The sequence below is a fragment of the Stenotrophomonas sp. TWI819 genome (genome assembly GCF_039673075.1).
In the GTDB taxonomy this organism is placed as follows: Bacteria; Pseudomonadota; Gammaproteobacteria; order Xanthomonadales; family Xanthomonadaceae; genus Stenotrophomonas; species Stenotrophomonas rhizophila_B.
This window is the reverse complement of sequence record NZ_JBDJKY010000006.1, coordinates 181,793-194,869: the sequence shown is the minus strand read 5'-3', so window position 1 is coordinate 194,869 and position 13,077 is coordinate 181,793. Positions and strand designations below refer to the sequence as shown.

11 protein-coding genes are annotated in these 13,077 nt (G+C 66.4%); 8 read left to right on the top strand and 3 right to left on the bottom strand.

What is annotated here, in order from left to right; genetic code table 11:
- The first annotated feature begins 13 nt into the window (after window positions 1-13).
- The 5 genes from ABE463_RS10560 (at window position 14) to ABE463_RS10540 (ending at window position 5,712) form a co-directional block, all read left to right on the top strand.
- Entirely contained in the window at window positions 14-1,594 is a 1,581-nt protein-coding gene (locus ABE463_RS10560) for a family 43 glycosylhydrolase (RefSeq protein WP_346468131.1), read from the top strand.
- A 43-nt stretch (window positions 1,595-1,637) separates the two neighbouring features.
- Window positions 1,638-2,696 carry a LacI family DNA-binding transcriptional regulator gene (locus ABE463_RS10555; RefSeq protein WP_123731196.1) on the top strand — a complete coding sequence of 353 codons (1,059 nt, stop codon included), beginning with the start codon at window positions 1,638-1,640 and terminating at the stop codon, window positions 2,694-2,696.
- Window positions 2,697-2,836: 140 nt separating this feature from the next.
- Window positions 2,837-3,685, top strand: a complete 849-nt coding sequence (gene kduI, locus ABE463_RS10550; RefSeq protein ID WP_346468130.1) for a 5-dehydro-4-deoxy-D-glucuronate isomerase — start codon at window positions 2,837-2,839, stop codon at window positions 3,683-3,685.
- A gap of 66 nt (window positions 3,686-3,751) precedes the next feature.
- Window positions 3,752-4,507, top strand: a complete 756-nt coding sequence (gene kduD, locus ABE463_RS10545) for a 2-dehydro-3-deoxy-D-gluconate 5-dehydrogenase KduD (RefSeq protein WP_259260694.1) — start codon at window positions 3,752-3,754, stop codon at window positions 4,505-4,507.
- A 101-nt stretch (window positions 4,508-4,608) separates the two neighbouring features.
- Window positions 4,609-5,712, top strand: coding sequence for a GDSL-type esterase/lipase family protein (locus ABE463_RS10540; RefSeq protein ID WP_346468129.1), 1,104 nt, complete (start codon window positions 4,609-4,611; stop codon window positions 5,710-5,712).
- A 112-nt stretch (window positions 5,713-5,824) separates the two neighbouring features.
- Here ABE463_RS10540 and phhA read toward each other — a convergent pair whose 3' ends face one another.
- On the bottom strand, window positions 5,825-6,721 hold the full coding sequence (phhA, locus tag ABE463_RS10535; protein WP_346468190.1) for a phenylalanine 4-monooxygenase: 897 nt from the start codon (window positions 6,719-6,721) through the stop codon (window positions 5,825-5,827).
- A 127-nt stretch (window positions 6,722-6,848) separates the two neighbouring features.
- Here phhA and ABE463_RS10530 point away from each other — a divergent pair, with 127 nt between their 5' ends.
- Window positions 6,849-7,331: an Lrp/AsnC family transcriptional regulator gene (locus tag ABE463_RS10530; protein ID WP_121043838.1), complete on the top strand. Its 483-nt coding sequence runs from the start codon at window positions 6,849-6,851 to the stop codon at window positions 7,329-7,331.
- Window positions 7,332-7,361: 30 nt separating this feature from the next.
- Here the strand turns inward: ABE463_RS10530 and ABE463_RS10525 are convergent, their stop codons facing one another.
- On the bottom strand, window positions 7,362-8,357 hold the full coding sequence (locus ABE463_RS10525; protein ID WP_346468189.1) for a patatin-like phospholipase family protein: 996 nt from the start codon (window positions 8,355-8,357) through the stop codon (window positions 7,362-7,364).
- Window positions 8,358-8,596: 239 nt separating this feature from the next.
- On the opposite strand from ABE463_RS10525, the gene ABE463_RS10520 reads away from it, so the two are divergent.
- The gene (locus ABE463_RS10520) at window positions 8,597-10,864 is read left to right on the top strand and encodes a TonB-dependent receptor (RefSeq protein WP_179460615.1); all 2,268 of its coding nucleotides are present in this window, start codon (window positions 8,597-8,599) and stop codon (window positions 10,862-10,864) included.
- Window positions 10,865-11,079: 215 nt separating this feature from the next.
- Here the strand turns inward: ABE463_RS10520 and ABE463_RS10515 are convergent, their stop codons facing one another.
- Window positions 11,080-11,928, bottom strand: a complete 849-nt coding sequence (locus ABE463_RS10515; protein ID WP_346468128.1) for a phosphatase PAP2 family protein — start codon at window positions 11,926-11,928, stop codon at window positions 11,080-11,082.
- A 306-nt stretch (window positions 11,929-12,234) separates the two neighbouring features.
- Between ABE463_RS10515 and ABE463_RS10510 the strand changes: the two genes are divergently transcribed.
- Window positions 12,235-13,068 carry a hypothetical protein gene (locus ABE463_RS10510; RefSeq protein WP_346468188.1) on the top strand — a complete coding sequence of 278 codons (834 nt, stop codon included), beginning with the start codon at window positions 12,235-12,237 and terminating at the stop codon, window positions 13,066-13,068.
- Window positions 13,069-13,077: the final 9 nt, after the last annotated feature.

Below are 13,077 nucleotides of genomic sequence, written 5' to 3'. Positions count from 1 at the left end.
AGGGAGAAAGACGATGCACCTGAGGAAGACCCTGGCGAGCTTCGCCACCGCCTGCCTGCTGCTGGCCGGCGCCGGCCACGCCGCCGAGCCGGCCACCGCCTGGAAGCGCGGGATCGAGAACCAGCGCCAAGCCGATCTGGGCAATGGCACCTTCCTCAACCCGGTGTTCGCCGGTGATCGCCCGGACCCGTCGGTGCTCAAGGATGGGCAGGACTACTACCTCACCCTGTCTTCGTTCGATGCCTACCCCGGCCTGCCGATCTGGCACTCGCGCGATCTGGTCAACTGGCAGCCACTGGGCCACGCGATCACCAAGAACGTGGGTGCGATCTGGGCCCCGGACATCGTCAAGCACGGCAGCCGCTATTACATCTATTTCCCGGCCCGCACCGGCGAGACCCGCAGCAACTTCGTGGTCTGGGCCGACAGCATCAAGGGCCCGTGGAGCGAGCCGATCGACATCGGCCTGGGCGGCTACATCGATCCCGGCCATGCGGTGGGCGAAGACGGCAAGCGCTACCTGTTCCTCAGCGGTGGCGACTACGTGCAGCTGGCCGGTGACGGCCTGAGCGTGGTCGGCACGCCCAAGCACGTCTACGACGGCTGGAAGTACCCGGAAAGCTGGGACGTGGAGGCCTATGCGCAGGAAGGCCCGAAGATCAACTTCCGCGATGGCTGGTACTACATGACCACCGCTGTGGGTGGCACCGCCGGCCCGCCGACCGGGCACATGGTGATCACCGCGCGCTCGCGCTCGATCCACGGCCCGTGGGTGAACGCGCCGAACAACCCGATCATGCGCACCCAGTCGGCCGCCGAGCCGTGGTGGTCGCGCGGCCATGCCACGGTCATTGAAGGCACCGACGGGCGCTGGTGGATGATGTATCACGGCTACGAGAACGGGTACTGGACGCTGGGCCGCCAGGCGCTGCTGGAGCCGATCGAATGGACCGCCGATGGCTGGTTCGTCGCCAAGGGCGGCGACCTCGGCCAGCCGCTCGCCAAGCCGTCGGGGACCTCGGTCGGCCAGCACGGCATGGCCTTGTCCGACGATTTCCGCGGCAGCACGCTCGGTGCGCAGTGGTCGTTCTTCAATCCGGCCCAGGACGAGTACAAGCGCCTGCAGTTCACCGGCAAGGGCCTGGTCCTGCAGGGCAAGGGCGAAACCCCGCGCGACAGCTCGCCACTGACCGCCATCGCCGGCGACAAGGCCTACCAGTTCGAGGTCGAGATGGAGATCGCGCCCGGCGCGGTGGGCGGCGCCCTGCTCTTCTACAGCGACCGCCTGTACGTGGGCGTGGGCAGCAACGGTGAGAAGTTCATCATGCACCGCTACGGCGAGGAGCGCCCCACCCGGCTGGCCCCCAGCGCCACCGGCGGCAAGCTGTGGCTGCGGGTGACCAACAACCGCCATATCGTCACCATCCACTCCAGCACCGATGGCAAAACCTGGCAGAAGTACCCGGTTCAGATGGAAGTCTCCGGCTACCATCACAATGTGGCGGGCAAGTTCCTGGCCCTGAAGCCGGCGATCTATGCTGCCGGCGACGGCAAGGTCCAGTTCCGGAATTTCCGCTACCGCGCCCTCGATTGAGCTCCCCGCTAGAATCCCTTGACTCATCCCCGGTTTGAACGACATGTCATTGCGCAGCAAAACCGATCCGTCGCCGCACGGATTGACCAAAGGCAAGGCCGCCACGATCAACGACATCGCGCGTCTGTCCGGGGTATCGAAGAAGACCGTCTCGCGCATCATCAACAACTCGCCGCTGGTGCGTAAGGACACGCGCGAGAAGGTCGAAGCACTGATGCGCGAGGTCGGTTACACGCCGGACCCGCTGGCCCGTGGGCTGGCGTTCCGGCGCTCGTTCCTGATCGGGATGGTGTACGACAACCCGACCGCGCAGTACATCGTGGACATGCAGTACGGCGCGCTGGATGCGCTGCGCGGCTCCAGCTTCGAGCTGGTCGTGCACCCCTGCGATTCGCGCAGCCCCGGCTACATCGATGGCGTGCGCCGTTTCGTGCAGCAGCAGAAGCTGCACGGCGTGATCCTGGTACCACGTGCCTCCGAAGACCAGGCGCTGGTGGACATGCTCGATGAGATCGGCTGCCGCTTCACCCGGATCGCCTCGCTGCCGCTGGACGAAACCTCGCAGATGGTGGTCACCCACGACCGCGACGGTGCCGCCGAAGCGGCCGATTACCTGCTCTCGCTGGGCCACCGCGATATCGCCCTGGTCACTGGCCCGAGTGCCTACCGCTCGGCGCACGAACGCACCGCCGGCTTCATCGATGCCCTCGCCAAGCGCGGCATCGAGCTGCCGCCGGCACGCATCGTGGAGGCCGGGTACACCTTTGAATCCGGTGTGGCCGCGGCCGAGAAGCTGCTGCTGGGCAAGCAGCGCCCGACCGCCATCTTCACCGGAAACGATGAAATGGCCGCCGGTATCTACAAGGTCGCGCTGCGCGCGGGCATCAACATCCCGCGCCAGCTCTCGATCATCGGCTACGACGACAGCCCGCTGGCCTCGCGCCTGTGGCCGTCGCTGACCTCGGTGCGGCGCCACACCCGCGACACCGGCCGCACTGCTGCGGCCATGCTGATCCAGCCCGATGGCCAGGCCGTGATGCAGCACGCCAGCGTGCGCCCGCACCTGATCGTGCGCGATTCCTGCCAGCCGCCCGAGGATTGATATCCGCGGGAGATTCCGCCCGCCGGGGCCCGCCCCGACCTATCGTGCGCTGCAAAATGACACCGGTTTACCAACTGGCTACAATCAGCTGAAATCGTGCCGGGGCCGACCCATCGCCCCACCCCTGCTCTGGAGACGCCATGTACTGCAAGACCCATTACGCCACCCATCCCGACGCCATCAAGGGCGCCAGCAATGACGACCTGCGCGATCTGTACCTGCTCGACGGTCTGTTCAACGCCGATGCGGTGACCCTGAAGTACACCCACTACGAGCGCTTCGTGCTCGGCGGTGCGGCCCCGGTCAACGGCCCGGTCTCGCTGCCCAAGCAGACCGAACCGGCCTCGGCCGCCGGCCATGCCTTCCTGGAACGCCGCGAACTGGGCGTGATCAACGTCGGCGCCGGCAGCGGCACCGTCACGGTCGATGGCACCGTGTTCAAGCTCGGGCCGAAGGATGGCCTGTACGTGGCCATGGGCAGCACCGAGGTGGTGTTCGCCTCCGATGACGCCGCCACCCCGGCCCAGTTCTATCTGGCCTCGACCCCGGCGCATGCGCGCTTCGAGACCAAGGCGCTGTCGATCAAGGACGCTGTGGCCCTGGACCGTGGCGCGCTGGAAACCAGCAACGAGCGCACCATCTACCAGTACATCGTGCCGGCCACCTGCCAGTCCTCGCAGCTGTTGTTGGGCCTGACGGTGCTCAAGCCGGGCAGCGTGTGGAACACCATGCCGCCGCACCTGCACGACCGCCGCAGCGAAGTCTATTTCTACTTCGATCTGGGTCAGAACGACCGCGTGTACCACTTCATGGGTGAGCCCGAGGCGCAGCGCCACATCGTCATCCAGAACAACGAAGCCGTCGTGTCGCCGCCGTGGTCCATCCACATGGGCGCCGGCACCAGCAACTACGCCTTCATCTGGGCGATGGGCGGCGAGAACCTGGATTACACCGACATGCACGTGCTGGACATCTGCCAGCTCAAGTGACCCCGACGCGCCGCCGGCATCGCGCCGGCGGCGTCTGTTACGCATTGGACAAGGACTACATACGCAATGGCTAATCCGTTCAGTCTGGAAGGCAAGGTCGCCCTCGTCACCGGTGGCAACACCGGCCTGGGCCAGGGCATCGCGGTCGCATTGGCCCAGGCCGGTGCCGACGTCGCCGTGGCCGGCATCGCGCCCCCCACCGAGACCATCGCCAAGATCACCGCGCTGGGCCGCCGCTGCCTGGCGGTCGAAGCGAACCTGATCAGCATCGAGCCGGTCGAGCGCGTCATCCGCGAAACCATCGAAGGCCTGGGCGGCCTGGATATCCTGGTCAACAACGCCGGCCTGATCCGCCGCGCCGATGCCGTGGAGTTCAGCGAGCAGGACTGGGACGACGTGATGAACGTCAACATCAAGTCCGCGTTCTTCATCTCGCAGGCCGCCGGCAAGCATTTCATCGCCCAGGGCCGCGGCAAGATCATCAACATCGCCTCGATGCTGTCCTTCCAGGGCGGTATCCGCGTGCCGTCGTACACGGCCAGCAAGAGCGGCATCGCCGGCATCACCCGCCTGCTCGCCAACGAGTGGGCGAGCAAGGGCATCAACGTCAACGCGATCGCCCCCGGCTACATGGCGACCGACAACACCGCCGCGCTGCGCGCCGATGAGGACCGCAACAAGTCCATCCTTGATCGCATCCCGGCCGCACGCTGGGGCACCCCGGAAGACCTCGGCGGCACCGCCGTCTTCCTGGCCTCCAGCGCCTCGGACTACGTCAACGGCGCGGTCCTGCCGGTCGACGGTGGTTGGCTCGCCCGGTAACACCCTCGCTACGCGCTGGCGCGCCCACGATCTGCGCTGCAGATCGTGGGTGCCGGTAGTGCCGGCCGCCGGCCGTCAGCTCTCCACCCAGGAGCATGACCATGCTGCGTTTGCTGCTGTCCCTGTCGCTGCTGCTCGCGGCCCCCAGCGCGCTGTGCGCCCCGCACCGCATCTTCATTGCCGGGGATTCCACCGCCGCCGAGTACGGCCCGGAGCGCGCGCCACAGGCCGGCTGGGGCCAGGCCCTGCAGAGCTATCTCGATCCCGCTGTGTGGGAGGTCCGCAACCACGCCAAGGGCGGCCGCAGCACGCGCAGCTTCATCGATGAGAAGCGCCTGGACGCGATCGCCGCCGAGCTCCAGCGCGGTGACGTGCTGCTGATCCAGTTCGGTCACAACGACGCCAAGTTCGAAGATCCCACCCGCTATACCGATCCCGCTACGGCGTACCCGCAGTTCCTGATGCGCTATGTGCAGATGGCCCGCGACACGGGTGCCACGCCGGTGCTGATCACCCCGGTGGCGCGGCTGCTGTATGACTTCGGTTCGCTGCTGGATACGCACGGTGTGTACACCCAGGCGGTGAAAGCGCTGGCGACCCGCGAGCAGGTCGCGCTGATCGATCTCAACGACAGTTCCACGCGCTGGATCCGCGGGTTGGGCGAACAGGGCGCCAAGCCGTACTTCATGTTCGTGCCCGAGCAGAACAAGGCCGATGGCACGCACTTCAGCGTGGCCGGTGCGACGGCGGTGGCGTGCCTGGTGATGCGCGACTGGGTGGCGTTGCAGCCTGAACTAAAGTCGGCGCTGAGGCGCGATATCGACTGCGAGGTGCGCAGTGCAGGGCAGGGCAGTGATGCGGCGAAGCCCTCGCGTGTCGTGCACGAACGCGACATCGCGGTGACCCAGCCCGGCCCGCATGGTGGAGCGGGGCCGACCACGGCGTATCCGTTTTTCGCCGAGGACACGGACCTCCCGTTCGTGCTGCGCAAGCGCGTGCTGCACAAGGGCGCGGGGATCGGCCTGCATCCCCAGCACAAGGACGAGATCTACTACATCGTCAGCGGACAGGGCAGCTACGTGCTGGATGGGAAGCAGTACGACGTGGCAGCGGGGGATGCGCTGCTGACGAGAACGGGCAGCTCGCATGCGCTGCAGCAGGTGGGGGAGAGGGATCTGGTCGTGCTGCTGGCGTATCCGCGATGAAAAGCAGCAGCGCATGACCCGGCTCCACCCATTGCCAACCTTCAAAAGCTCCCGAAGCTTTTGAAGGTTAGGTGTCTAAACTTCAACCGCCCCGGTGAATTGCGTCACGACGTTACACGTCGCCGCCGTCTTCCCAGCCTTCGCCCGTGCCCTTCTGGAACACGCGGTCACCGTCCTGCACCTCACCGGCCGGCAGATGCTCCTTGGCCTCCAGCGCAGCATAGATCGGGGTGAAGTCCGGTGCGGTCGCCTCCATCAACTGCTCGAAGCTGTCGATGACGAAGTAGGTTTTCTGGAAGGTGTCGATGCGGTAGCGGGTGCGCATGATCCGCTCCAGATCGAAGCCGATCCGGTTCGGCGCCGCCGACTCCAGCGAGTACAGCGATTCGCCCTTGGAGGAGACGATGCCGGCACCGTAGATGCGCAGGCCTTCGTCGGTGTTGATCAGGCCGAACTCCACCGTGTACCAGTACAGGCGGGTCAGGTGCTGCAGCGCCTCCGGGCCGATCGCATGCGCCTTGACGCCGCCGCGGCCGTAGGCGGCCATGTAGTCGGCGAACACCGGATTCATCAGCAACGGCACATGCCCGAACAGGTCATGGAACATGTCCGGTTCGGCGATGTAGTCGATCTGGTCCGGGCGGCGGATCCACCACGTCACCGGGAAGCGCCGGTTGGCCAGGTGATCGAAGAAATCCAGCTCCGGCAGCAGGCCTTCCACCCCGACCAGGGTCCAGCCGGTCGCCGCGCCCAGCACCTCGTTGAGCTGGTCGAAGCGCGGGATCATGTGCGCACTCATGCCCATCTCGTCCTGCGCGTGCAGGAACTCCTTGCTGGCGCGGCCTTCCAGCAGCGCGCGCTGGCGCTGGTACAGCGTGCTCCAGGTGGCGTGGTCGTCGGCGCTGTAGCTGTCCCAGGGCTGTTCCACGATGGCGGTGGTATAGACCGGCACGTATCCCTTGTCGGTCTGCTGGTGTTCGACGCGGCGGGGGGCGGTGGCGGTTTCCATCGTGGTGGTCTCCTGGGAAGTCATCTGTCGATGCTAGGGCAGGGCACGCGCAAGAGGTTTGCAAAGTTGCGCGGATACGGGCTTCTGGCGCAAGATCATTGCGTCCACCTCATGTTGCGGGGCAGCAATGGCCGGAGATACCCAGTTCGACCGCACGGATCTGCGCTTGCTGGCGGAAATCCAGCAACACGGGCGCGCGACCAACGCCGAGTTGGCCGCCCGGGTGAATCTGTCCCCGTCGGCCTGCCTGCGACGGGTCCAGCGTCTGGAGAGCGAGGGCGTGATCGCCGGGTATGGTGCCCGGCTGGAGCCGCGCCAGATCGGCCTGGGCCTGCAGGCCTTCGTCCGGGTGCAGCTGGAGAAGCACGACCAGCACGCCATCGGCGTGTTCGCCGACAGCGTGCTGATATGGGATGAGGTGGTGGCCTGCCATGCGCTCACCGGCGACATGGATTACCTGCTGCACATCTACGTGCGCGACCTGGAGCACTTCTCCAGCTTCCTGCTCGACAAGCTGCTCAATGCCGCCGGCGTGGCCGACGTCAATTCCAGCTTCGTGCTGCGCACGGTGAAGGACTTCCGCGCGCTGCCGCTGTCGCAGCTGGAGTAAGGCAGCCGGGCAGCGCTTGGCGCTACCGGGTTACACGCACTTTTCCTTGCGCCCCATCAGCTTGCCCACGCGCGAAGGCTCATCGCACTTGGGCGTGGGCGGCGGCGGGGCCAGCGCGGCGGCACGCGCCTTCTGCAGCTGCTGGACCTTGGCGCGGATCTGCGGCATCGCCGCCATCGCGGCCTTCTCGCCTTCCAGGATCGCGTTGTTGCGCTGGCCGAAATCGGCGGCGCCGATGTCCAGCACCTTCGGCCGGATGATCACGTCCGCGCGCGCCAGTTCCTGCTCGCCCAGGCGCTGGCCCATGATCGAGATCGACTGGTTGACGATGCCGAGCATGCCGGTCGGCGCCTTGCCGCTGGCCTTGCTGGAGATGTCCACGGCGATCACGATGTCCGCGCCGAGCTGGCGCGCCGCATCCACCGGCACCGGGCTGACCACGCCGCCGTCGATGTAGTTGTACTTGCCGATCTTCACCGGCTCGAACACACCGGGGATGCTGCTGGAGGCGCGCACCGCCTGGCCGACATTGCCGCGCACGAACACGGTGCGCTCGCCGGTTTCCAGCTGGGTGGCGACCGCAGCGAAGGGCTTGCTCAGCTTCTCGGCCGGGCGGTTGTCGACCTGTGCGTTGACGTAATCCTGCAGCTTCTGGCCCTGCACCAGACCGCCGGAGAACAGCCGCACGTCGCGGATGCTGGCTTCATCCAGGGCTACCGCCTTGGACTGCATCTGAAACGCGTCCATGCCGCTGGCATACAGCGCGCCGACCACACTGCCGGCACTGGTGCCGGACACCACCACCGGCTCGAAGCCGTTGGCCTCCAGCATCTTGATCACACCGATATGGGCGAAGCCCTTGGCCGCGCCGCCGCCGAGCGCGATGCCGATCTTGACCGGCTTGGCCGGAGTCACCGGGATCGCCGCCGGCGGCGGGGTCGGGCGCACGGGATCACCGCCGCAGCCAGCCAGCAGGCCGAGCAGGGCAACGGACAGCATCAGGCGAGTACGGCGCAGTAAGGTCATCGGCGTGGCAACGTGAATGGGCATCGAGGGCCGCCAGCATACCGAAGCGATGGCGCGCCCGGCAGGACAGCGGGCAGGGCATTCAGGCCGTGACCGGGGAGGCCGGGCCGCGACCGGCGTCACAACGCGCGCTCCCGGAAGGGGGTAATGAATAGCGATTGTTTGCGGCTCTGTTGCTGTACTGCAACAATTGTCTGGTAGCGCCGGTCCACCACCCCTCCCAACACAGCCTAAACGCCATGTTCCCGAACCGCACTGCCCACGGCCGTTTCCCGTCCGTGCACCCGCTCGTTGTCGCCCTCGCCGCCCTGCTGCCATTGACGGCCGCAGCCCAGGACGCCCCCGCCACCAAGGATCCGGTGGCCCTCGATACGCTGCAGGTCACGGCGCAACGCCGCGTCGAAAACGCCAAGGACGTTCCGGTGTCGATCTCGGCCATCCAGGGTGAGAAGCTCGACGTGCTCGGTTCGGCTGGCGATGACATCCGCTTCCTGTCGGCGCGTGTGCCGAGCCTGAACATTGAATCGTCCTACGGTCGTGCCTTCCCGCGTTTCTACATCCGCGGCCTGGGCAACACCGATTTCGACCTCAATGCCTCGCAGCCGGTCTCGCTGGTGTATGACGATGTGGTGCAGGAAAGCCCGCTGCTGAAGGGCTTCCCGCTGTTCGACCTGGCCGGTGTGGAAGTGCTGCGTGGCCCGCAGGGCACGCTGTTCGGCCGCAACACCCCGGCGGGCGTGGTGAAGTTCGATTCGGCGCGTCCCTCGCAGGATGCCGACGGTTACATCAAGGTCGCCTACGGCAGCTACAACACCTGGAACACGCAGGGCGCCTATGGCGGCCCGTTGACCGACCGCTGGTCGGCGCGCGTGTCCGCGCTGTACCAGCGCCGCGACGATTGGGTCACCAACACCCGCCAGGGCGCCCCGGCGCAGGGCTTTGAAGGCTACGACGAAGCCGCCGCCCGCGTGCAGTTCCTGTACGAAGGCGACGACGTCGAAGCGCTGTTCAACCTGCACAAGCGCAAGCTCAACGGCACCGCGCGCCTGTTCCGCGCCAACATCCTCAAGCCGGGCACCAACCAGCTGGTCGAGAACTTCGACCGCGATGAAGTCTCCACCGATGGCCAGAACTTCTCCGACCTGGAAACCTGGGGCGGCAGCGCGCGCCTGAAGTGGGATCTGGGCCGCGTGACGCTGCACTCGATCACCGGTTACGAGACCGCCGAATCGCTGAACCATGGCGACATCGACGGCGGTTACGGTGCCAGCTTCCTGGGCGCCGGCAACTACGGCCCGGGCAACATCCCGTTCGCCTCCGAATCGGCCGATGGCCTGCCGCACCACCGCCAGTGGACCCAGGAATTCCGCGTGGAATCCAATGAGTGGGGCCGCTTCGACTGGCAGGCCGGCGTGTTCTACTTCGATGAAGATGTCACCATCGACAGCTTCAACTACGACTCGCTGACCCCGGGCAATCCGCAGACCGGTCACGCCGTGCAGCAGCAGCGCAACAAGGCGTGGGCCGCGTTCGCCTCCGGCGATTTCGACGTGACCGAGCGCTTCAAGCTGCGCGGTGGCGTGCGCTACACGCAGGACAAGAAGGACTTCAGCGCCAGCGTGCTGCAGGCCGTGCCGTTCGGCACCCCGGTCAGCGGCCCGTACATCGCCAAGACCGACGTCAACGACGTCAGCTGGGACCTGAGCGGCGTCTACCAGATCACCGACAACCTCAACGCGTATGCCCGCGTGGCCAAGGGCTTCCGCGCGCCGTCGATCCAGGGCCGCCTGGCCTTTGGTGGCGTCTCGCAGGCGGATTCGGAGAAGGTGATCTCCTACGAGGCCGGCATCAAGGCCGACCTGTTCGACCGTCGCGCACGCCTGGGCTTCAACGTGTTCCGCTACAACGTTGATGGTCAGCAGCTGATCGCCGTGGGTGGCACCAACAACACCGCGACCCTGCTCAATGCCGACAAGACCCTCGGCCAGGGTGCGGAGCTGGACTTCGAAGCCTACCTGACCGACCACGTCCTGCTGACCCTGGGCAGCAGCTACAACGACACCGAGATCAAGGACAAGGATCTGGCGGTGGCGATCTGTGGCGGCGGCTGCACCATCACCGACCCGACCACGGTCATCGATGGCGGCACCTACGCACTGGTCAACGGCAACCCGCTGCCGCAGGCGCCGAAGTGGATCCACAACCTGACGTTGCGCGCCGGCTTCCCCGTCAACGATGCCAGCGAGTTCTACGTCTACACCGACTGGGCCTACCGCAGCGAAGTGAACTTCTTCCTGTACGAGTCGCCGGAGTTCCGCAGCCGCTCCTCGCTGGAAGGCGGCCTGCGCCTGGGCTACAACTGGGATTACGGCCAGTACGACGTGGCCGTGTACGGTCGCAACCTGACCGACCAGGTGCGCGTGGTCGGCGCGATCGACTTCAACAACCTGACCGGCTTCCTCAACGAGCCGCGCACGTTCGGTCTGGAGTTCACCGCGAAGTTCTGATGCACGTCATGCGGTAAGTGCCCACCGTTGGTGGGCACGTTGAAAAACGAAAACGGCGCGGAGAAATCCGCGCCGTTTTCTGTTCTGAGCTGATGTTGTTGAACGCGGATGGGTAGTGCCGGCCGCTGGCCGGCTCCGCATCGTCCTGATCGAGATCGCGGAGAGCCGGCCAGCGGCCGGCACTACCCACAATGCCATCGACAGGTGGCGCCGCCTTACAACGCGCTTGCCGGCCGCACCTTCAATACCGCTTCCTCAGCCGCACAATCCCGCGCCGAATGCAGCCCTGCCTTTCGCGCCGCCGCGATCTCCTTGCGCGCCGCCAGCAGGTCACTGTTGAACGCGGCGTTGTCATGCAGGCGTGCCACAGCAGCGGCGCCCATGAAACGGCCTTCCAGGATGTCGCTCTGCCAATGCACGTTGCAGACCAGGCGGCTCTCGCCGTAGTTGCGGCCGCGTGCCTGGATCGCATCGGCGCGGTCCGGGGCGATCTCCGAGAGGATCAGCGCCCAGGCCCAGCCGATTGAGGTGTGGCCGGACGGATAGGAGCCATTGCCGCGCAGGTCCTGCTCGTCTTCCGGCGAGCAGGTGGGCTCACCATTGACCATGAACGGCCGCGCGCGCTGGTAGTGCTTCTTCGCGGTGCGGGTGGCCGCGCTGGCATCGATCCGGCTGCGTTCGAGCAGGCGGTACAGGGCCGGCGTCTTCACCGCATCCACGTCGACATCGATCGCGCAGGAGAACTGGTTGGCACCGGCCGGGAAGGCGAGTTCCGCATCGCGGTGGGCCTGTTCGAAGCGCGGGCTGCCGCGCAGGGCACGGGCTTCACGGCTGACCTGTTCGTCCAGTGCGAAGCCGGCAGAACCGGCGGCCGGCGGTGACGGTACCAGGGCCAGGCTGTCCGGTACGGCCGTGCTCTGCAGGTAGCCGACCGCCTTGGTCGTGACCGAGGCCTCCACCGCCGTGGTGCGCGGTGCGGCCGTGGACGCGCAGCCGGCGAGCGCGGCGAGCAGGGCAGTCACCAGCAGCGGGCGAGCGGCAGCGGAGCGCAGGGACGAGGACATCGGCAGGTCTCGAAGAAGAGGGGAGCGGCATGATCGCAGCTTCATCCTTCAACGACAGCGGCCGTTCGTCATCCGGCCAGATCCGGCATGGCCGTGCCCCGGATGACGGAAACCCGCGACTGGTTCACGGATTTCATGGATCGCACGACATAGCGTCATCGCAGGCGCCATCGTTCGTCATATCTGCATGGATACATGCACCCCATGGCAACGCGGCAGCGCCGGTCATCAGGGGGATCACCTGCAAGGAGACAGCGGATGCGAAGCAACGCAGGAAGGTGGGGTGGCGGTATCGCCCTGGGAGTGATGCTGGCGTGCGGCAGTGTTCACGCGGCCGATGTGGTGGGGGTGGCGTTCGTGCATGGCACCGGCAAACAGACCGATGCGCGCGTGGACTACTGGCAGCCGGGCATCATCGATACCGTGCGCCAGGGATTGCCCAACAGCAGCAACTACACCGTCATCAACTGCGATTTCGAGCAGTACATGTGGAAGCCGGAGGCAGCCGGCTGCCTGGCCGGGCAGCTGACCAGCTTCATCAACAGCCGTGGCATCACCAAGCTGGTGGTGATCACGCATTCCAACGGCGGCAACGTGGTGCGCTGGATCCTGTCCAACCCCACCTATGACAGCCGTTATCCGAAGATCATCCAGACGGTCAGCAAGGTCACCGCCCTTGCGCCGTCCTCGGCCGGTACGCCGCTGGCCGATGCGGTGCTCAATGGCAACATGTTCGAAACCTCGGTGGGCTGGCTGCTGGGCTACAAGAGCGATGCCGTGCGCCAGCAGCAGGTGGGCCACATGGCCACCTACAACGCGCAGAACCTGTATGGCACGGCCGGCCGGCCTGCATTGCCCAGGCCGTTCCGCGCGGTGGTCGGCTCGGATGTGGAATCGGCGGTGTGGGACAGCAACAGCTACTGCGGTGGCTATGCGCAGAACGTGGGCCTGGAGTTCACCCAGAACTGGTTGAACAGCTGCTCCGATGGCTTCCTGGAGTGCAGCAGCCAGAAGGCGGCCGGCACCACCTGGTTCACCGACACGCAGCGCACCAAAGGCGCCGAGCCACTCAGCCACAACCAGAGCCGGCGCGAGTGCTTCGGCCTGGGCACGATCCTGCGCAACGACCTGACCCTGTGAGGAGCCCCC